Origin of the sequence: Streptomyces sp. NPDC090108, from assembly GCF_044747185.1 — a bacterium.
In the GTDB taxonomy this organism is placed as follows: Bacteria; Actinomycetota; Actinomycetes; order Streptomycetales; family Streptomycetaceae; genus Streptomyces.
This window is the reverse complement of record NZ_JBIVDQ010000010.1, coordinates 108752-127441: the sequence shown is the minus strand read 5'-3', so window position 1 is coordinate 127441 and position 18690 is coordinate 108752. Positions and strand designations below refer to the sequence as shown.

Genomic DNA, 18690 nt, shown 5'->3' with positions numbered 1-18690 from the left:
AGACGGCACCAAACCTCAGAGGGAGAACGCGATGAGCGCAAGCGACGGCAGCCCGGTCGGCGCCGAACGCAGCGTCGGCCAGCTGGTCGCATCGGCGACGACCGAGTTGTCGGCGCTGATGCACGACGAGATCGCGCTGGCGAAGGCCCAGCTGAAGCGGGACGTCAAGCGCGGCGCGGTCAGCGGCGGGGCGTTCTCGGTCGCGGGTGCGGTCCTGCTGTTCTCCCTGCCCATGCTCAACTTCGCCCTGGCGTACGGCATCCGTACCTGGAGCCACTGGAACATGGCGATCTGCTTCGTCCTGTCCTTCGCCGCGAACGTCCTGGTCGCCGGAGTGCTCGGGCTCATCGGTCTGGTGTTCGCCAAGAAGGCCAAGCAGAGCAAGGCCCCGCAGCAGGTCGCGGCGTCGGTGAAGCAGTCGGCGAACGTGCTGCAGAACGCCAAGCCGCACCCGCGCCGCCCGGAGTTGCCGCAGGACCGGGCGCGCAAGGCCGTGGCGCGCTCGTCGTCATGACGGAACCCGCGGCGGCGCCGGCCGTACGGATCGACATCCCCTCCGGGGAGAAGGTGACGCACCGGGACGTCGCCGCCAACGGCGCGCGCTTCCACATCGCCGAACTCGGCGACGGCCCCCTGGTGCTGCTGCTCCACGGCTTCCCGCAGTTCTGGTGGACATGGCGGCACCAGCTGTCCGCGCTCGCCGAGGCGGGCTACCGGGCCGTGGCCATGGACCTGCGCGGCGTCGGCGGCAGCGACCGCACCCCGCGCGGCTACGACCCGGCCAACCTCGCCCTGGACGTCACCGGGGTGATCCGCTCGCTCGGCGAGCCCGACGCGGCGCTCGTCGGCCACGACCTGGGCGGCTATCTGGCGTGGACGGCGGCGGCGATGCGGCCCAAGCTGGTGCGGCGGCTCGCGGTGGTGTCGATGCCGCACCCGCGGCGCTGGCGCGCGGCGATGCTGCGCGACGCCCGGCAGACGGCCGCGAACTCCTACATCTGGGGTTTCCAGCGGCCGTGGATCCCCGAGCGGCAGCTGACCGCCGACGACGGCGCGCTGGTGGGCCGGCTGATCCGGGAGTGGTCCGGGCCCCGGCTGCCCGAGGACGAGGCGGTGGAGGCGTACCGGCGGGCCATGTGCATCCCGTCCACCGCGCACTGCTCCATCGAGCCGTACCGCTGGCTGGTGCGCTCGCTGGCCCGCCCGGACGGCATCCAGTTCAACCGCAGGATGAAGCGGCCGGTCCGGGTGCCCACGCTGCACCTGCACGGTTCCCTGGACCCGGTCACCCGTACGCGCAGCGCTGCCGGTTCGGGCGAGTACGTCGAGGCCCCCTACCGCTGGCGGCTGTTCGACGGTCTCGGCCACTACCCCCACGAGGAGGACCCGGTGGCGTTCTCCACCGAGCTGGTCAACTGGCTGAAGGACCCCGAGCCGGACCGGTGACCGCGCGGACGCGTGGAGTGATGCGGTTCCTGAACACTTGTCCCTCGAACAGCCACATGCCTGCCGCATAGGCCAATTGGGGGCCGCGGGGGCGGTTATGGACCTTGGGGCAGGGGCACACGTCGGGGTATGGGCTGGACGCACGACTACAGTGACGCACCCCGCAACCGCCGCTCCACCGCCTCCCCGGGCTCTGCCCGGCGCGGATCGCCGGCGCTGGCGGAGACGGATCCGCGGGTGGGAATCTCCTACATCCTGCGCCGCCGGGCCCGCTGGGTCTCGATACGTCTGCGCCACACCCGCGGCTGAGCCGCGGCGCGCAGGGGGGCCGGGCGGGGCCGGGGGTCGTTTCGGGATCCCGTCAGGGGGCGTCACGGCCGGCACGGCCCGCGCCGAAGGCCGACCGCCCGAGTCGCTCCGGGGCCACCACCGGGCTCACAGGGCGCAGCTGTCCGTACCCACCTGCCGGTCCGCGGTGCGTCCCTGGTCGATGTCGCGGCGGATCTCGTCGGCGGTGAGGGCGTAGCCCGTGTCGGCGTCGTCGAGGGACTTGGCGAACACCACGCCGTACACACGGCCGTCGGGCGTCAGCAGCGGTCCGCCGGAGTTGCCCTGACGGACGGTCGCGTAGAGCGAGTAGACGTCGCGGCTGACCGTGCCGCGGTGGTAGATGTCCGGGCCCTTGGCCGTGATGCGCCCGCGCACGCGCGCGGGACGGATGTCGTACGAGCCGTTCTCGGGGAAGCCGGCGACGATCGCGCCGTCCCCGCCGTCCGCGTCGCGCGAGGCGAACCGCAGCGGCTGCGCGACCAGGCCGGGCACGTCGAGCACGGCGATGTCGCGCCGCCAGTCGTAGAGGACGACCCGCGCGGGGTACTTGCGGCCCACGCCGCCTATCTGGACGCCGGGCGCGTCCACGCCGCCCACGACGTGCGCGTTGGTCATCACACGGCCGTCGCCGAAGACGAAGCCGGTGCCCTCCAGGACCTTGCCGCAGCTCTGCGCGGTGCCGGTGACCTTGACGATGGAGCGCCGGGCGCCCGCGGCGACCGGACCGGTCGCGAGCGACTGGTCGGGCGGCTGGACCTCCTTGATCGGCTCGTCGGAGAACGGGCTGAAGACCTGCGGGAAGCCGTTCTGCGCGAGGACCGAGGTGAAGTCCTTGAACCAGGTGTCGGACTCCCGGGGCAGCGTCTCGGAGACGGCCAGCAGCACCTTGGAGCTGCGGACCTCCTTGCCCAGCGTCGGCAGGGTGGTGCGCGCGAGCGCGGAGCCGATCAGCCACGCGACGAGGAGCATCGCGACGACGTTGACCAGGGCACCGCCGGTGGCGTCGAGGGCGCGGGCCGGGGAGCGGGTGATGTGGCGGCGCAGTCTGTTGCCGAGCTGGGTGGTCAGCGCCTGGCCGACGGAGGCGCAGACGATGACGACGACCACGGCGACGACGGCCGCGGTGGTGCCGACCTCCGAGTGGCCGGTCACGGCGTCCCAGATGACCGGCAGCGCGTAGACGGCCACCAGACCGCCGCCGAGGAACCCCAGTACGGAGAGGATGCCGACGACGAAACCCTGGCGGTAGCCGACGACCGCGAACCACACCGCCGCGACCAGCAACAGGATGTCCAGCACGTTCAACGCTTCAGGCCTCGCCTATCCACTCCGGTCCCGGTGGCCGGACCCCGGGTCCGGGGGCCGGCGGCGAAGCCGCTGAGCTCGCGGCCCCCGGGATGACACAGCACGGACGACACCTTGTCATGACCGCCAGTCGAGCGGGACCTGCTTGTCCCGGTTCCAGGGCCGCTCCCAGCCCGCGAAGTGCAGCAGACGGTCGATGACTCCGGCGGTGAAGCCCCACACCAGGGCCGATTCGACCAGGAATGCCGGTCCCCGGTGACCACTGGGGTGCACGGTGGTGGCCCGGTGGGCGGGGTCCGTGAGATCCGCCACGGGGACGGTGAACACGCGGGCGGTCTCGTTCGGGTCGACGACACCGACCGGGCTGGGCTTGCGCCACCAGCCGAGCACGGGCGTGACCACGAACTCGCTGACCGGGATGTAGAGGGCGGGCAGCACGCCGAAGAGCTGGACACCGGCCGGGTCCAGGCCGGTCTCCTCCTCCGCCTCGCGCAGCGCGGCCCTGAGCGGACCGTCACCGCGCGGGTCGCCGTCCACGGGGTCGAGGGCGCCGCCCGGGAAGGAGGGCTGCCCCGCGTGCGAGCGCAGGGAGCCCGCCCGCTCCATGAGCAGCAGCTCGGGGCCGCGCTCGCCCTCGCCGAAGAGGATCAGCACCGCCGACTGCCGGCCCGAGCCGTTGGCCGGCGGCAGGAAGCGGCTGAGCTGGGTCGGCTCGACCGTCTCCGCCGCGCGCGCCACGGGCTCCAGCCACTCCGGCAGCCCGTCCCGGCTCAGCGTCACCGGCTCACCCTGCGGACCGCACTCACCGCGCGTGCCGTGCGTGTACGTCATCGCCACCCCCGTCCTACCGTGTCCGACGCCCCGGGGCGCCCGGATCGTTCCGTCATCCGGCCCCCAGCGGCGGAGCCGCCCTGCCGCCCGCGTCGAGATAGGACTGCGGAGGGTTCAGGCGCTGGCCGGGGAATCCGCCCTTCTCGTACTTCAGGAGCGCCCGGGCCTTCTCCGGGTCGGTCTCGCCCTCACCGTAGGCCGGGCAGAGCGGCGCGATGGGGCAGGCGCCGCAGGCGGGCCTGCGGGCATGGCAGATGCGGCGGCCGTGCCAGATCACGTGGTGGGACAGGTCGGTCCAGTCCTTCTTCGGGAACAGCTCGCCGACGGCCGTCTCGATCTTGCCGGGGTCGGTCTCCGCGGTCCACTTCCAGCGGTGCACGAGGCGCTGGAAGTGGGTGTCCACGGTGATGCCGGGCCGCCCGAAGGCGTTGCCGAGCACGACGAAGGCGGTCTTGCGGCCGACGCCGGGCAGCTTGACCAGGTCCTCCAGCCTCCCCGGGACCTCGCCGCCGAAGTCCTCCACGAGGGCCTTGGACAGCCCTATGACCGACCGGGTCTTGGCCCGGAAGAAGCCGCAGGGGCGCAGGATCTCCTCGACCGCCTCCGGGTCGGCGGCGGCGAGGTCCTCGGGCGTGGGGTACCTGGCGAAGAGCGCGGGGGTCGTCTGGTTGACGCGCAGGTCGGTGGTCTGTGCGGAGAGCACCGTGGCGACCACGAGCTGGAAGGGGTTCTCGAAGTCCAGCTCGGGGTGCGCGTAGGGGTAGACCTCGGCGAGTTCGCGATTGATCCGGCGGGCGCGGCGGACCAGGGCGGTACGGGACTCGCCGGCGACGCTCCCCTTGCCCGCGGCGCTCTTCCCGGCGGCGGCGCCCCTGACCGGTGCGTTCTGTGCCGACGTCTTTCCAGCAGGTGCGTTTTTCGCCGGTTTCACCTTTTTACCGCTTCCATCGAGTTCCTGTTCGCCCACGGCGGAATCACGGCGTGCGACCACCCGCCCAGCCCCCGTGGCCTGTGCTCTCACCGGCGATTTGGACACCCGGCCAGCCTAAAGCCCGGCACCGACATCTGCCCCGGACCCGGAAGATCAGCCCCCGATTGGACCCCTGCCGCATACGTCGGGACACCTGTGCGGCATCCTTGTGACAGATCACACTGTTTGGAACGTCCGGCAAAATGGGGAACACGGACCCCTGGCACACCGGGGAGCAAGATCCCCTGAGCAGGTCGACAAGGAGAGAACTCGTGGACGACGTTCTGCGGCGCAACCCGCTCTTCGCGGCTCTCGACGACGAGCAGGCCGCTGAGCTTCGCGCCTCCATGAGCGAGGTGACCCTCGCCCGTGGCGACTCGCTGTTCCACGAGGGCGACCCCGGGGACCGGCTGTACGTCGTCACCGAGGGCAAGGTGAAGCTTCACCGCACCTCCCCCGACGGACGCGAGAACATGCTCGCCGTCGTCGGCCCCGGCGAACTGATCGGCGAACTGTCGCTGTTCGACCCGGGCCCGCGCACGGCCACCGCGACCGCGCTGACCGAGGTGAAGCTGCTGGGTCTGGGGCACGGCGACCTCCAGCCCTGGCTGAACGCACGCCCCGAGGTGGCCGGCGCCCTGCTGCGCGCCGTCGCCCGCCGGCTGCGCAAGACCAACGACGCCATGTCCGACCTGGTCTTCTCGGATGTCCCGGGTCGTGTGGCGCGTGCCCTGCTGGACCTGTCGCGCCGCTTCGGCGTGCAGTCCGAGGAGGGCATCCACGTCGTCCACGACCTCACGCAGGAGGAGCTGGCCCAGCTGGTCGGCGCCTCCCGCGAGACCGTGAACAAGGCGCTCGCCGACTTCGCCCAGCGCGGCTGGCTCCGCCTGGAGGCGCGGGCGGTCATCCTGCTGGACGTGGAGCGACTGGCCAAGCGCTCGCGCTGACGCCCGCTCAAGCCGTACGTGTACGGCGCCGGGGGCCCGCCTGACACCAGGCGCGGCCCCCGTTGCCGTACCCGCGCCGAGAACGCCGCCGAAAACGCCTCGCGCGGACCGCGGCGCCCGCGCGACAGTGGGCCCATGCCGGAGCCGCTCGTCCCCTCAGCCGCCGTGCCGCGAAGTGCCCTGCCGGGGGTTCTCCCGCCGCTCCCGGGGGCTCCCCCGCCGCACGGCCTCGACGCCCAGGGCTTCATCGCGCGCGAGGGCTCCCTCGCGCGCGTGCCGGACGCGTTCCGCCCGGTGGTGGCCGCCGCGCGCGAGAGCCTGGCGCGGACGTTCGGGGCGCGCCTGCACAGCACCTACCTCTACGGGTCCCTCCCGCGCGGCACCGCGCGCGTGGGCCGCAGCGACCTGGACCTGCTGGTGGCCCTCCACGAGGAGCCGGCCGACGCCGACCGGGACGCCGTACAGGCCCTCGGCAGGGCGCTCGATGCGGAGTTCCCGCAGATCGACGGCGTGGGCACGCTGCTGTACGGCCGGGAGCGGCTGCTGAGCGGTCCGGAGCGGCACGACATGGGCTGGTTCGTGGCCTGCCTGTGCACCCCGCTGTCCGGCGAGGACCTGGCCGGGTTCCTGCCCCGCTACCGCCCCGACTCGCTGCTGGCCCGCGAGACCAACGGCGACCTGGCGCTGTACCTGCCGCGCTGGCGCGAGCGGATCGCGGCCGCCGCGGACACCGAGGAGGCCCGGCGTCCTCTGGTGCGCTTCATGTCCCGGCACCTGGTCCGCACCGGCTTCACCCTCGTCATGCCCCGCTGGAACGGCTGGACGAGCGACCTGCGCGAGATGGCCTCGGTGTTCGGCGCCTGCCACCCGGAGCGGGCGGCGGCGATGCGCGCGGCCGCCGAGTACGGCCGTGAGCCCGTCGGCGACCCGGCCGCCCTGCGGACGTACACCGAGGACCTGGGCCCGTGGCTCGCCGCGGAGTACGCGCGCGTGCACGGGGTCAAGGCCCCGCGGCCGTAAGGCGTGCTCCTCCGGCCTTCGGGGCCCTCAGGGGTGCCGCCGGGCCCGCGGCGCCCGGCGCGGGGCGTGCGGCACCCGGCACGGGGCGCGCGGGGCGGACGTGGCCGTGGTCGGCGCGGTCGGGTCAGGCCGTGGTCGGCGCGGGTCAGATCAGGCCGTGGTCGGTGAGGTAGTCCAGCTGGGCCCGTACCGACAGTTCGGCGGCCGGCCACAGCGAGCGGTCCACGTCGGCGTACACGCGCGCGACGACCTCGTCCGGGGTGCGGCAGCCGTCCTCGACGGCCGACTCGACCTGGGCGAGGCGGTGGGCGCGGTGGGCGAGGTAGAACTCCACGGCACCCTGGGCGTCCTCCAGGACCGGCCCGTGGCCCGGCAGGACGGTGTGCACGCCGTCGTCCACGGTCAGCGACCTCAGACGGCGCAGGGAGTCCAGGTAGTCCCCCAGGCGGCCGTCGGGATGGGCCACGACGGTCGTCCCGCGCCCGAGGACGGTGTCCCCGGTCAGCACGGCGCGGTCGGCCGGGAGGTGGAAGCTCAGGGAGTCCGCGGTGTGCCCCGGGGTCGGTACGACCCTCAGCTCCAGTCCGCCGAGCGCTATCACGTCCCCGGCGCCCAGCCCCTCGTCGCCCAGCCGCAGCGCCGGGTCGAGGGCGCGCACCCGCGTGCCGGTCAGCTCGGCGAAGCGGCCCGCGCCCTCGGCGTGGTCGGGATGGCCGTGGGTCAGCAGGGTGAGGGCGACGCGCTTGCCGGCCCGCTCGGCGGTGTCGACGACGTTGCGCAGGTGGCCGTCGTCCAGCGGGCCCGGGTCGATCACCACGGCCAGCTCGGAGTCCGGCTCGGCGACTATCCAGGTGTTGGTGCCGTCGAGGGTCATCACGGAGGCGTTGGGCGCCAGGACGTTGACGGCCCGCGCGGTCGCCGGCCCCGACAGGACACCGCCCCGGGGCTGACCGGGCAGGGTTGCCGCGTCGGTCATGCGGCACCTCCGGCGGTCGTGGGGGCGGGCGCGGGGGCCTCGGCGGGGGCGGGGTTTTCTGCAGGCGCGGGGGCCTCGGCGGGCGCGGGGCCCTCGGCAGGGGCGGGGGCGGGGGCCTCGGCTGGGGTGTGCTCGGCCGGCCCGGAGGGCGTGGCCGTGGTCGCGGGGGCCGTGGGCCCGGCCGGGACGTGCTTGGTGAACTCGTCGTGTCCCGGCCAGGACAGCACGATCTCCCCGTCCTCGAGACGGGCGCGCGCCAGTACCGGGGTCATGTCCCGCGCGGGTGCGGCGGCGAGCGCCCCGGCGGCGGTGGCGTGGGGCAGCAGCTGGCGCAGGGTGGCGATGGTGGGCGGCATCATCAGCAGCTCGCCCCTGTCGTACCCGGCGGCAGCCTCCTCGGGGCGGATCCACACCGTGCGGTCGGCCTCCGTGGAGGCGTTCCGGGTGCGCTGGCCCTCGGGAAGGACGGCCACGAAGAACCAGGTGTCGTAGCGGCGCGCCTCGAACTCGGGCGTGATCCAGCGCGTCCAGGCCCCGAGCAGGTCGGAGCGCAGGACCAGGCCGCGGCGGTCCAGGAACTCGGCGAACGACAGCTCGCGCGCGACCAGGGCGGCACGGTCGGCCTCCCAGTCGTCACCGGTGGTGTCGCCGACGACCGAGCCGGGACCGGGACCGGCGAGCAGGACACCCGCCTCCTCGTACGTCTCCCGGACGGCGGCGCAGACGATCGCCTGGGCGCCCGCCTCGTCGACGCCGAGCCGCTCGGCCCACCACGCGCGCGTGGGGCCCGCCCAGCGGATCCGGCGGTCGTCGTCGCGCGGGTCCACCCCGCCGCCCGGATAGGCGTACGCGCCTCCGGCGAAGGCCATGGAGGCGCGTCTGCGCAGCATGTGGACGGCCGGTCCGGCCGGAGTGTCCTTCAGCAGCAGCACGGTGGCCGCGCGCCTGGGGGACACCGGGGTGAGGGAGCCGTCCGCGAGAGCGCGGATGCGGTCCGGCCACTCCGGGGGGTACCACTGACCGTTCGCCATGGCCGGAGGCTATCCCGTGCAGTGCGAATGTTCGAGAGGTGCCGGAGACCGGAGGGAGCGGGGCCCGGAAGCCACAGGGAGCGGGCCCCGGAAGCCACAGGGGGCTGCACCCCGAAGCCGGAGGGCGCGGAACCCGGAGGCGGAGAGTGCGGGGCCCGGAAGCCACAGAGGGGCGGCCGCCCCGAAGCCGGAGAGCGCGGGACCCCGAAGCCGGAGAGCGCGGGACCCCGAAGCCACAGGGGGCGGGACCCGCCGCGCCGCTCCGGGGAGACCGCCCGTGGCGGACCGCTCCCCCGGAGCCGTGGCGGCGGAGAACGCCGTGGCGGGCCGCTACGGAAGCAGCTCGACCTGGATCTCGACCTCGACCGGCGCGTCCAGCGGGAGCACCGCGACGCCCACCGCGCTGCGGGCGTGCACACCCCGCTCGCCGAGGACCTCGCCGAGCAGTTCGCTGGCGCCGTTGACGACACCGGGCTGCCCGGTGAAGTCGGCCGCGGAGGCGACGAAGCCGACGACCTTCACCACGCGCGCGATGCGGTCCAGGTCGCCGGTGACGGACTTCACGGCGGCCAGGGCGTTCAGCGCGCAGGTGCGGGCCAGCTCCTTGGCCTCCTCGGCCGTGACCTCGGCGCCCACCTTGCCGGTGACGGGCAGCTGCCCCTCCACCATCGGCAGCTGGCCGGAGGTGTACACGTACATGCCGGACTGCACGGCCGGCTGGTACGAGGCCAGCGGCGGTACGACCGCCGGCAGCGTCAGGCCCAGTTCGGCCAGCTTGGCCTCGGCGGCACTCACGCCTGCTTCTCCCGCTTCAGGTAGGCCACGAGCTGTTCGGGGTTGCTCGGCCCGGGCACGACCTGGACGAGCTCCCAGCCGTCCTCGCCCCAGGTGTCCAGAATCTGCTTCGTGGCATGGACGAGCAGCGGCACGGTTGCGTATTCCCACTTGGTCATGGGGCGACTGTAGCCGCTGTGACCGGGGGGAAAGTCGGACGCCCGCGGGCGCCGTTATCCACAGCCTCCCGCGTGAGTGGCGGCCGGACTGGTTAACCTCGATGGTGTGAGCAGGCTCCAGGTCGTCAGCGGCAAGGGCGGGACCGGCAAGACGACGGTCGCCGCCGCCCTAGCGCTGGCCCTCGCGACCGAGGGGAAGCGGACGCTTCTCGTGGAGGTCGAGGGCCGGCAGGGCATCGCACAGCTCTTCGAGACCGAGGCGCTGCCCTACGAGGAGCGGAAGATCGCCGTCGCTCCCGGGGGCGGAGAGGTGTATGCCCTGGCCATCGATCCCGAACTGGCCCTTCTGGACTATCTCCAGATGTTCTACAAACTCGGTGGCGCGGGCCGCGCCCTGAAGAAACTCGGCGCCATAGACTTCGCGACCACCGTCGCGCCGGGCCTCAGGGACGTCCTGCTCACCGGCAAGGCGTGCGAGGCCGTGCGCCGCAAGGACAAGAGCGGGCGGTTCCTGTACGACCACGTCGTCATGGACGCGCCGCCGACCGGCCGCATCACCCGCTTCCTGAACGTCAACGACGAGATGGCGGGCCTCGCCAAGATCGGCCCGATACACAATCAGGCGGGGGCCGTGATGCGGGTGCTCAAGTCGCCGGACACGGCGGTGCACCTGGTGACGCTGCTGGAGGAGATGCCCGTCCAGGAGACGGCCGACGGCATCGCGGAACTGCGCGCGGCGAAGCTGCCGGTCGGCCGGGTCATCGTGAACATGGCGCGTCCCGCGATGCTCGACGCGGCCGACCTGGAACTCGCGCGGACCGTCGCGCGGCCCTCGGTCGCCCGGGCGCTGTCCGCGGCGGGGCTCGGCGGCGCCCGCCGGGGCGGGAACGCCGAGCGGCTGGTCGGTCCGCTGCTGGAGCAGGCCGCCGAGTACGCCGAGCGGCACGAGCTCGAGCAGGAGCAGCGCGCCGCCCTGGCGGAGCTGGACCTTCCGCTGCACGAACTTCCGCTGCTCGCCGAGGGCATGGATCTGGCGGGCCTGTACGAGCTGGCCACCGAGTTGCGCAGTCAGGGGTTGTCATGAGTCCGGACCCGGCCGAGGCGCAGGACGCCACCCGCCCCCGTCTCGCTCCCGCGCGCGTGCTCGACGTCGACGCGCTGCTGGACGACGACCGCACCCGGATCGTGGTGTGCTGCGGCTCCGGCGGGGTCGGCAAGACGACGACCGCGGCGGCTCTCGGGCTGCGGGCGGCCGAGCGCGGCCGCAAGGTGGTCGTCCTCACCATCGACCCGGCCAGGCGGCTGGCGCAGTCGATGGGCATCGACTCGCTCGACAACGTGCCGCGCCGGGTGAAGGGCACCGACGGCGACGGCGAACTGCACGCCATGATGCTCGACATGAAGCGCACCTTCGACGAGGTCGTGGAGGCGCACGCGGACCCCGAGCGGGCGGCCGTGATCCTGTCCAACCCCTTCTACCAGTCGCTCTCGGCCGGTTTCGCCGGCACGCAGGAGTACATGGCGATGGAGAAGCTGGGGCAGCTGCGGGCCCGGGACGAGTGGGACCTGATCGTCGTCGACACCCCGCCGTCCCGTTCGGCGCTGGACTTCCTGGACGCGCCCAAGCGGCTCGGTTCCTTCCTGGACGGCCGGCTGATCCGGGTGCTGACCGCCCCCGCCAAGCTCGGCGGCCGCGCGGGGATGGCCTTCCTCAACGTGGGCATGTCGATGATGACCGGCACCCTGGGCAAGCTGCTGGGCGGCCAGCTGCTGCGGGACGTCCAGACGTTCGTGTCCGCGATGGACACCACCTTCGGCGGATTCCGCACCCGCGCGGACGCCACGTACAAGCTGCTCCAGGCGCCCGGTACGGCGTTCCTCGTGGTGGCCGCGCCCGAGCGGGACGCGCTGCGCGAAGCCGCGTACTTCGTGGAACGGCTGGCCGCGGAGAAGATGCCGCTGGTGGGTCTGGTGCTCAACCGCGTCCACGGCAGCGGGGCCGACCGGCTGTCGGCCGAGCGGGCGCTGGCCGCCGCGGAAAATCTTGACGAGCCCCGCATTGTGGATCAGGGGGACGGGAAAGCTGGACTTCGTAACTCTCCCGACACGTACGGAAGTTCAGATTCCCCCGCTTCCGGTGCACCCGCTCCCGACGAAGGCTCCCCCGCCACGGACACGGAGCGGTCCGTCGATCAGCTCACCGCCGGCCTGCTGAGGCTGCACGCCGAACGCATGCAGCTGCTCGCGCGCGAACAGCGCACGCGGGACCGTTTCGTCTCCCGCCACCCCGAGGTGGCGGTCGTCGAGGTACCCGCGCTCCCCGGCGATGTGCACGACCTGACGGGCCTGCGTGACATCGGCGACCGGCTGGCGGCAGGGCAGAGCGAACTGGCATAGCGGCGTCCTGGCAGCGCGGCCGCCAGGGCAGCGCGAACGGACTCGCGGCACCCGCCGCGCAGCGGGCCGCCGTCCCACGGGCCCGGGCCGCGGCCGTACCGCCCGCGCGGGGCAGCCGTACGGCATCACCGTGTCGCGGCCTCACCCGAGGCGCCCCGTCCACGGGCACTGCCGGAAGCGGTACAGGGTTCCGCGCCCACCCGCCAGGCCGCACGCCCGCGAGACGCGTCGGCAGACGCTCGCGGTGCACACCCGAGGAGCGACCACGGGGCACGCCCGGGACGCACAGGTGAGAAGCACGCCGGCACCGTGTCCCGGCCCGACGCCGGAGCCGTACGCCCGGACCGCACGCCCGGGGCACTCGTCCGGCCGGTGACACCGGGCCCATGCCCGGTCACCGTGGCCCTCGGCCTATGCCGCGGGGCGTTGCCCTCAGCTCACGGCCGCGTAGTTCTCGTACACCTCGTCGTTGTCGAGGGGCACGATCCCGACGCCGCGCTCGTACTCCGAGCGGGCGGTCTCCAGCAGTCTGCGCCAGGAGGTGACGGTGGGCCGGCGGCGCAGCAGCGCGCGACGCTCCCGCTCCGTCATGCCTCCCCACACGCCGAATTCGACGCGGTTGTCCAGCGCGTCGGCCAGGCACTCGGTACGCACCGGGCATCCGGTGCACACCGCCTTGGCCCTGTTCTGCGCTGCTCCCTGAACGAACAGTTCATCCGGATCGGTAGTGCGGCAGGCAGCCTGCGCACTCCAGTCGGTTACCCAGCCCATACCGGCGCCGTCCTCTCCCGAATCGAGGCTCCCCCACGGCGGCAGCGGCATATTCACCGCCGCCAGTTGAGGACGTTACGGAAGGTGGGGGCAGCGCAACACCCCCTTCGGGCCCAATCTTGAATGGCCCGAACGGACTATGGGTAAGCGGCAGATCACCCGCGGGAGTGAGCTGGTGACATGCGTGATCATCCCGGCAAAGCGGGACAGCTGTGATGCGCCACAGCGGGCGTCGGGTGACACACAAGGCGAATCCGGACACGCCCCCACCAGAAAGTCGGGTACTTCCGGAACGATTCGGGGTCGTCGGACGTATTGATACGTGGCCGTACTGCCGTGACAGTTGAGAGCAGCTTAGGCCAAGGCCTGCGCGCGTGTCCGGCGAATCAGAAGGTGCGCGCCCCGCTTTGCCGTGCCGTGACGCGAGCCCGCGTGTGACGTGCGCCGACACGCGCCGGCCCCCGCGCACGTCACGATCGTGCACCTGAACATCCCGAGAGGGAGCCGCTCCATCGGAACGCGGACACCTACGGATTAGGCTGCCCCCATGCCAAAGAAGCGCTCGGGCGGTGGTCTCTCGGCAACGCAGCAGGCCGCGAAGTTCCTCGGTGTCAGTGTGCTCGCGGGAGCCGTGATGGCGGGCATCGCGCTGCCCGCGGCCGGCGCGCTGGGCCTCGCGGCCAAGGGCTCGGTCAAGGGCTTCGACGAGATCCCGGCCAACCTCAAAAGCCCCCAGCTCAGCCAGCGCACGACCATACTGGACAGCCAGGGCAACCAGATCGCGACCGTCTACTCCCGCGACCGCACGGTGGTGGACCTCAAGGACATCTCGCCGTACATGCAGAAGTCGATCGTCGCGATCGAGGACTCGCGCTTCTACAAGCACGGCGCCATCGACCTCAAGGGCGTCCTGCGCGCCCTGAACAAGAACGCCCAGAGCGGCGGCGTCGCCGAGGGCGCCTCCACGCTCACCCAGCAGCTGGTGAAGAACTACTTCATCGAGGAGGCCGGCGACGACCCGACGAAGGTCGCCCAGGCCACCCAGCAGACGCTGGGCCGCAAGGTCCGCGAGCTGAAGTACGCCATCCAGATCGAGGAGAAGCTCGGCAAGAAGAAGATCCTCGAGAACTACCTGAACATCACCTTCTTCGGCGAGCAGGCGTACGGCGTCGAGGCCGCCTCCCAGCGGTACTTCTCCAAGCACGCCAAGGACCTGAACCTCCAGGAAGCCGCGCTGCTGGCCGGCATCGTGCAGTCGCCGAGCCGCTACGACCCCGTCAACGACGAGGCCGAGGCCACCAAGCGGCGCAACACCGTGCTCCAGCGGATGGCCGAGGTCGGCGACATCTCCCAGGGCGAGGCCGACAAGGCCATGGCGGCGCCGCTCGGGCTGCACGTCAGCCAGCCCAAGAACGGCTGCATCACCGCCACCCGGGGCGCCGCGTTCTTCTGCAAGTACGTCGAGCACGTCTTCCTCAACGACCCGACCTTCGGCAAGACCAGCGAGGACCGCGCCAAGGTCTGGAACAAGGGCGGCCTGACCATCCGTACGACCCTGGACCCGCAGGCCCAGGACTCCGTGCAGGCCTCCCTGAAGGACCACGTCAACAAGTCCGACACGGTCGCCGCCGCCTCCACCCTGGTCGAGCCCGGCACCGGCAAGGTCCTGGCGATGGGCCAGTCCAAGCCCTTCGGCTACGGCAAGAACGAGACCGAGTACAACTTCTCGGTCGACCGCGCCTGGGGCGGCTCCAACTACGGCTTCCCGACCGGTTCGACGTTCAAGCCGTTCGTGGCCGCGGCCGCGATCGAGGGCGGCAAGCCGGCGACGCAGGAGTACTCGGCGCCGTACAAGATGCCCTACCCGAGCCCCGTGCAGCGGTGCAGCAGCGGTCCGTACCGCAACACCGAGCACGAGGAGGTCGAGAACGAGAACGAGTCCGAGAAGGGCCCGTACCGCATGAAGGAGGCGATGGCGAAGTCCATCAACACCTACTTCGTGCAGCTGATCTCCGACATCGGGCTCTGCCCGGTGGTGAAGATGACCGACGCGATGCACGTGGTCCAGGGCGACGGCTCCAAGCTTCCGGAGACGCCCTCCATCGCCCTCGGCGCGATCGGCCTGTCCCCGCTGACGATGGCCGAGGCGTACGCCACCTTCGCCTCCCGGGGCATGTACTGCACGCCGATCGCCATCACCTCGATCACCCAGAAGGTCGGCGACGAGGAGGAGTCGCTCCCGGTGCCCCGGTCCACCTGCTCGCGCGCGATGAGCGAGAAGACGGCCGACACCGTCAACACCCTGCTGCGCGGCGTGATCGACTCGGGCACCGGCCAGGAGGCCGGTCTGAACGACCGTGACAACGCGGGCAAGACGGGTACCACCGACAGCCGCAAGAACGCCTGGTTCGTCGGCTACACGCCCAACATGTCCGGCGCGGTCTGGGTCGGCAGCGCCCGGCAGGACGTGCAGATGACCAACATCACCATCGGCGGCCTGTTCCACCCGCTGGTCTACGGCGCCGACGTCCCGGGCCCGATCTGGAAGGACGCCATGACCGGCGCCCTCTCCGGCAAGTCCGCCCCGGACTTCAACCTGGTCGACATCCCCGACGACGACCACGGGGACGACCACGGCCGGGGCGACGACAACGGCGGCAACGACGGACGCAACCGCGGCCGTACGGGCGGTCTGATCGGCGGCCTCTTCGGCGGCTCGGCGAACGGCGGAGCCGACGGCGGCGTGTTCGGCGGAGCGAACGGCAACACGGGCGGCGGCACGCCGGGCAACCCCGGCGGCGGCACCGCACCGGCACCGACGTTCAGCGTGCCCGGCAACTTCATCCAGGGCCAGGCCAACGGCGGACGCAACGGCGCGAGCAACGGCGGCGGGAACGGCGGCCAGCGGCGCTGACCCGGCGGGGCCGGGCGCCCCGGGCCCGGCAGGGCGGTACGACGGCGGGGCCGCACCCTTGAGGAGGGTGCGGCCCCGCCGTCGCACGCAGATCCGGGGGCCCAGGAAGCTCGGGGAGCCCGCGGGGCCCGGGAGCTTGAGGAACCCGAGAGGCCCGGGAGCTTGAGGAACCCGCGGGGGCCCGGGAGCTTGAGGGGCCGGGGGCTTGAGGACCCCGAGGGGGCCTGGGGGCTTGAGGGGCCCGGCGGGGGCTCGCCGGAGGCTCTCCGACGGCCCCGGGCCGGGCTCAGCCCTGGAGGAACTTTTTCACGGTGGCGGCGACACGGCCGCCCTCGGCCAGGCCGGCCACCTTCGGGTTCACGATCTTCATGACGGCACCCATGGCCCGCGGGCCCTCGGCGCCGCCCGCCTTGGCCTCCTCGACGGCCTGGGAGACGATCGCGTCCAGCTGCTCGTCGGAGAGCTGCTTGGGCAGGTACTCGGCGAGGAGCTCGCCCTCCGCCTTCTCCCGCTCGGCCTGCTCGGTACGACCGCCCTGCGCGAAGGCCTCGGCCGCCTCGCGACGCTTCTTGGCCTCCTTGGTGATCACCTTGAGGACCTCGTCGTCGGACAGCTCCCGCTTCTCCTTGCCCGCGACCTCCTCCTTGGTGATCGCGGTGATCGTCAGCCGGAGCGTCGACGAGCGCAGCTCGTCGCGGGCCTTGATCGCGGCGTTGAGGTCGTCGTGCAGCTTCGCCTTGAGCGTGGTGGTCATGGAACCGATTGTCGCAGGTACGCGCGCCCGAACGCCCCTTGATTTACCGGGCGGCCGGTATCAGGGCCCTGGACGCGTCTGACACGATGGCCGTATGCGCGCGCGATATGGAGTACCCCTGGGAATCATGGCGGCAGGCGCCGCCGGAGTGGCGTACGCGGCGGGCTTCGAAGCCCGCTCCTTCCGCCTCCGGCGAGTCACGGTCCCGGTGCTCCCGCCGGGCATGCGCCCGCTGCGCGTGCTCCAGGTCTCCGACATCCACATGGTGAGCGGCCAGAGCAAGAAGCGGCGCTGGCTGCAGTCGCTGGCGGGCCTGCGCCCCGACTTCGTGATCAACACGGGCGACAACCTCTCGGACCCCGAGGGCGTGCCGGAGGTGCTGGACGCCCTCGGCCCGCTGATGGAGTTCCCGGGCGCGTACGTCTTCGGCTCCAACGACTACTACGGCCCCAAACTCCGCAACCCCGCCCGCTACTTGCTGGAGAAGGCGAGCGGCCGTCACGGCCTGAACGGCAACAAGCCGGTGACCGGGGCGATCCACAACCCGTGGGAGGACCTGCGGGACGGCTTCGACACGGCGGGCTGGCTGAACCTGACGAACACCCGGGGTGTCCTGAAGGTCGAGGGCATGTCCATCGAGCTGACCGGCCTCGACGACCCCCACATCAAGCGTGACCGCTACGCCCGGGTGGCCGGCGGCCCGTCCGGCACGTACGACTTCTCGATGGGCGTCGTCCACGCGCCCTACCTGCGCGTCCTGGACTCCTTCACCGCGGACGACTACCCGCTGATCCTGGCCGGCCACACCCACGGCGGCCAGCTCTGCATCCCCTTCTACGGCGCCCTGGTCACCAACTGCGACCTCGACACCGACCGCGTGAAGGGCCTCTCCACCCACACCGCGGAGGGCCGGACCTCCTACCTCCACGTCTCGGCCGGCTGCGGCACCAACCGCTACACCCCGGTCCGCTTCGCGTGCCCGCCGGAGGTCACGCTGCTGACGCTGGTGGGACGGGAGTAGCGGAGGGGGCCGCAGGGCTGGAGTGCTGCTGCGGACGGGCGCCGCAGGGGCTGGAGTGCTGCTGCGGACGGGCGCCGCAGGGGCTGGAGTGCCGCCGGGGAGGCGGGAGCAGGCAAAGGGGTCCGGCCCCCTTCCCTCCTTCCCCTCTCCTTCCTCTCCCCCGGGATTAACCCGCCCGGAGTGCCCCACATGGCCCCCTTCGTCCCTCCTGCTTAGCGTGAGGGCATGACCGCCCCGATACCCAGGGACATCCCGGAGCTCCCGGCGATCCCGAGCCCGCCCGTGCTGCAGCCCTCGCCCGTGCCGGCCACGGCCGTGGTGGGGCCGATCCGCCGCCCGCAGGCGGCACTGTTCCGCTTCCTGATCGCCCTGGCCGCGGCGGCCGGCGTCGCCCTGGAGCTTCTCCTGGGCACCCCGGCCCGCACCCTGAGCTACTTCGGCGTCCAGGCCAACATCATCGTGGCCGCCGTCATGCTCCTCTCGGCGTCAAGGGCCTGGCGCACCCGCCGCCCGCTGCCCGGGGGCGTGACCGGGGCCACGCTCCTCTACGCGGTGGTCGCGGCGCTGGTCTACCACCTGCTCCTGGCCAGTACGACGCCCTCGTTCTCGATGACGGGCTCGACGGCGGTCCCGGCCCGCTGGCACGTCTCGTGGCTGACGCTCCAGGTGCTCCACGTGCTGGTCCCGACGGCGGTCGTCCTGGACTGGCTGCTGCTGACCCCGGCAGGCCGCCTGCGCCTGCGCCAGGCCGCGACATGGCTGCTGTATCCCCTGGCCTACCTGGTCTTCTACCTCGCCCGGGCGGCCTACCTCCCCGCCTCCGCGCCGGCCCGCTACCTCTATCCCTTCCTCGACGCCGACGCCCACGGCTACCGCGGCACCCTCGCCGACGCGCTCCTGCTGGGCCTCGCGATCTACGGCCTGGCGGTCCTCCTGATCGCCCTGGACCACGTCCGCCCGTCCCCGACCCGCCGCCGCGTCTGAACCGGATTTCGTCTCCGGCCACCGGTGGGCTAAAGTAAAC

The 18690-nt window shown here is 72.5% G+C and carries 19 protein-coding genes; 10 read left to right on the top strand and 9 right to left on the bottom strand.

From position 1 onward, the window contains the following. Nucleotides 1–31: 31 nt before the first annotated feature. The 3 genes from ACIPRD_RS30405 to ACIPRD_RS30395 all read left to right on the top strand — a co-directional run bounded on the left by ACIPRD_RS30405 (nt 32) and on the right by ACIPRD_RS30395 (nt 1755). Nucleotides 32–514: a phage holin family protein gene (locus ACIPRD_RS30405; protein WP_356407557.1), complete on the top strand. Its 483-nt coding sequence runs from the start codon at nt 32–34 to the stop codon at nt 512–514. After that, the gene (locus tag ACIPRD_RS30400) at nt 511–1446 is read left to right on the top strand and encodes an alpha/beta fold hydrolase (protein ID WP_401567675.1); all 936 of its coding nucleotides are present in this window, start codon (nt 511–513) and stop codon (nt 1444–1446) included. The genes ACIPRD_RS30405 and ACIPRD_RS30400 overlap by 4 nt, the downstream gene beginning before the upstream one ends. 129 nt (nt 1447–1575) lie before the next feature. Further along, nucleotides 1576–1755: a hypothetical protein gene (locus ACIPRD_RS30395; protein WP_356407550.1), complete on the top strand. Its 180-nt coding sequence runs from the start codon at nt 1576–1578 to the stop codon at nt 1753–1755. Between the two features lie 126 nt (nt 1756–1881). On the opposite strand, the gene ACIPRD_RS30390 is transcribed toward ACIPRD_RS30395, so the two are convergent. The 3 genes from ACIPRD_RS30390 to nth form a co-directional block, all read right to left on the bottom strand. Beyond that, a complete protein-coding gene (locus ACIPRD_RS30390; protein WP_356407547.1) occupies nt 1882–3081 on the bottom strand; it encodes a MarP family serine protease in 1200 nt (399 codons plus the stop codon). A gap of 117 nt (nt 3082–3198) precedes the next feature. Then, the gene (locus tag ACIPRD_RS30385; protein WP_356407544.1) at nt 3199–3912 is read right to left on the bottom strand and encodes a CoA pyrophosphatase; all 714 of its coding nucleotides are present in this window, start codon (nt 3910–3912) and stop codon (nt 3199–3201) included. A 52-nt stretch (nt 3913–3964) separates the two neighbouring features. After that, a complete protein-coding gene (gene nth / locus ACIPRD_RS30380) occupies nt 3965–4903 on the bottom strand; it encodes an endonuclease III (RefSeq protein ID WP_401567815.1) in 939 nt (312 codons plus the stop codon). A 251-nt stretch (nt 4904–5154) separates the two neighbouring features. Between nth and ACIPRD_RS30375 the strand changes: the two genes are divergently transcribed. Both ACIPRD_RS30375 and ACIPRD_RS30370 read left to right on the top strand, forming a co-directional pair. Further along, entirely contained in the window at nt 5155–5829 is a 675-nt protein-coding gene (locus ACIPRD_RS30375; protein WP_014674022.1) for a Crp/Fnr family transcriptional regulator, read from the top strand. Between the two features lie 135 nt (nt 5830–5964). Then, nucleotides 5965–6849, top strand: coding sequence for a nucleotidyltransferase (locus tag ACIPRD_RS30370; protein ID WP_401567670.1), 885 nt, complete (start codon nt 5965–5967; stop codon nt 6847–6849). Nucleotides 6850–6994: 145 nt separating this feature from the next. Here ACIPRD_RS30370 and ACIPRD_RS30365 read toward each other — a convergent pair whose 3' ends face one another. From ACIPRD_RS30365 to ACIPRD_RS30350, 4 genes are all read right to left on the bottom strand, one after another. Beyond that, a complete protein-coding gene (locus ACIPRD_RS30365) occupies nt 6995–7825 on the bottom strand; it encodes an MBL fold metallo-hydrolase (RefSeq protein WP_356407532.1) in 831 nt (276 codons plus the stop codon). Beyond that, complete coding sequence (locus tag ACIPRD_RS30360) at nt 7822–8856, bottom strand: NUDIX hydrolase (protein WP_401567668.1); 1035 nt, start codon at nt 8854–8856, stop codon at nt 7822–7824. The genes ACIPRD_RS30365 and ACIPRD_RS30360 overlap by 4 nt, the downstream gene beginning before the upstream one ends. Before the next feature lie 330 nt (nt 8857–9186). Then, nucleotides 9187–9651, bottom strand: a complete 465-nt coding sequence (locus tag ACIPRD_RS30355) for a RidA family protein (protein WP_401567666.1) — start codon at nt 9649–9651, stop codon at nt 9187–9189. Beyond that, nucleotides 9648–9809, bottom strand: a complete 162-nt coding sequence (locus ACIPRD_RS30350) for a DUF4177 domain-containing protein (RefSeq protein WP_356407524.1) — start codon at nt 9807–9809, stop codon at nt 9648–9650. The genes ACIPRD_RS30355 and ACIPRD_RS30350 overlap by 4 nt, the downstream gene beginning before the upstream one ends. A 106-nt stretch (nt 9810–9915) precedes the next feature. On the opposite strand from ACIPRD_RS30350, the gene ACIPRD_RS30345 reads away from it, so the two are divergent. Both ACIPRD_RS30345 and ACIPRD_RS30340 read left to right on the top strand, forming a co-directional pair. Continuing rightward, nucleotides 9916–10893, top strand: coding sequence for an ArsA-related P-loop ATPase (locus ACIPRD_RS30345; protein ID WP_356407521.1), 978 nt, complete (start codon nt 9916–9918; stop codon nt 10891–10893). Next, on the top strand, nt 10890–12206 hold the full coding sequence (locus ACIPRD_RS30340) for an ArsA family ATPase (protein WP_356407519.1): 1317 nt from the start codon (nt 10890–10892) through the stop codon (nt 12204–12206). Before ACIPRD_RS30345 ends, ACIPRD_RS30340 begins: the two co-directional genes overlap by 4 nt. 432 nt (nt 12207–12638) lie before the next feature. On the opposite strand, the gene wblA is transcribed toward ACIPRD_RS30340, so the two are convergent. Beyond that, on the bottom strand, nt 12639–12977 hold the full coding sequence (wblA, locus tag ACIPRD_RS30335) for a transcriptional regulator WblA (protein WP_356151450.1): 339 nt from the start codon (nt 12975–12977) through the stop codon (nt 12639–12641). Nucleotides 12978–13524: 547 nt separating this feature from the next. Between wblA and ACIPRD_RS30330 the strand changes: the two genes are divergently transcribed. Beyond that, nucleotides 13525–15891, top strand: coding sequence for a transglycosylase domain-containing protein (locus ACIPRD_RS30330; RefSeq protein WP_401567662.1), 2367 nt, complete (start codon nt 13525–13527; stop codon nt 15889–15891). A 286-nt stretch (nt 15892–16177) separates the two neighbouring features. On the opposite strand, the gene ACIPRD_RS30325 is transcribed toward ACIPRD_RS30330, so the two are convergent. Beyond that, nucleotides 16178–16645: a GatB/YqeY domain-containing protein gene (locus ACIPRD_RS30325; RefSeq protein ID WP_356407513.1), complete on the bottom strand. Its 468-nt coding sequence runs from the start codon at nt 16643–16645 to the stop codon at nt 16178–16180. A gap of 94 nt (nt 16646–16739) precedes the next feature. Here ACIPRD_RS30325 and ACIPRD_RS30320 point away from each other — a divergent pair, with 94 nt between their 5' ends. Together ACIPRD_RS30320 and ACIPRD_RS30315 are read left to right on the top strand one after the other, a co-directional pair. Next, on the top strand, nt 16740–17666 hold the full coding sequence (locus ACIPRD_RS30320; protein WP_356407510.1) for a metallophosphoesterase: 927 nt from the start codon (nt 16740–16742) through the stop codon (nt 17664–17666). Nucleotides 17667–17891: 225 nt separating this feature from the next. Further along, nucleotides 17892–18650: a Pr6Pr family membrane protein gene (locus ACIPRD_RS30315; RefSeq protein ID WP_356407507.1), complete on the top strand. Its 759-nt coding sequence runs from the start codon at nt 17892–17894 to the stop codon at nt 18648–18650. Nucleotides 18651–18690: the final 40 nt, after the last annotated feature.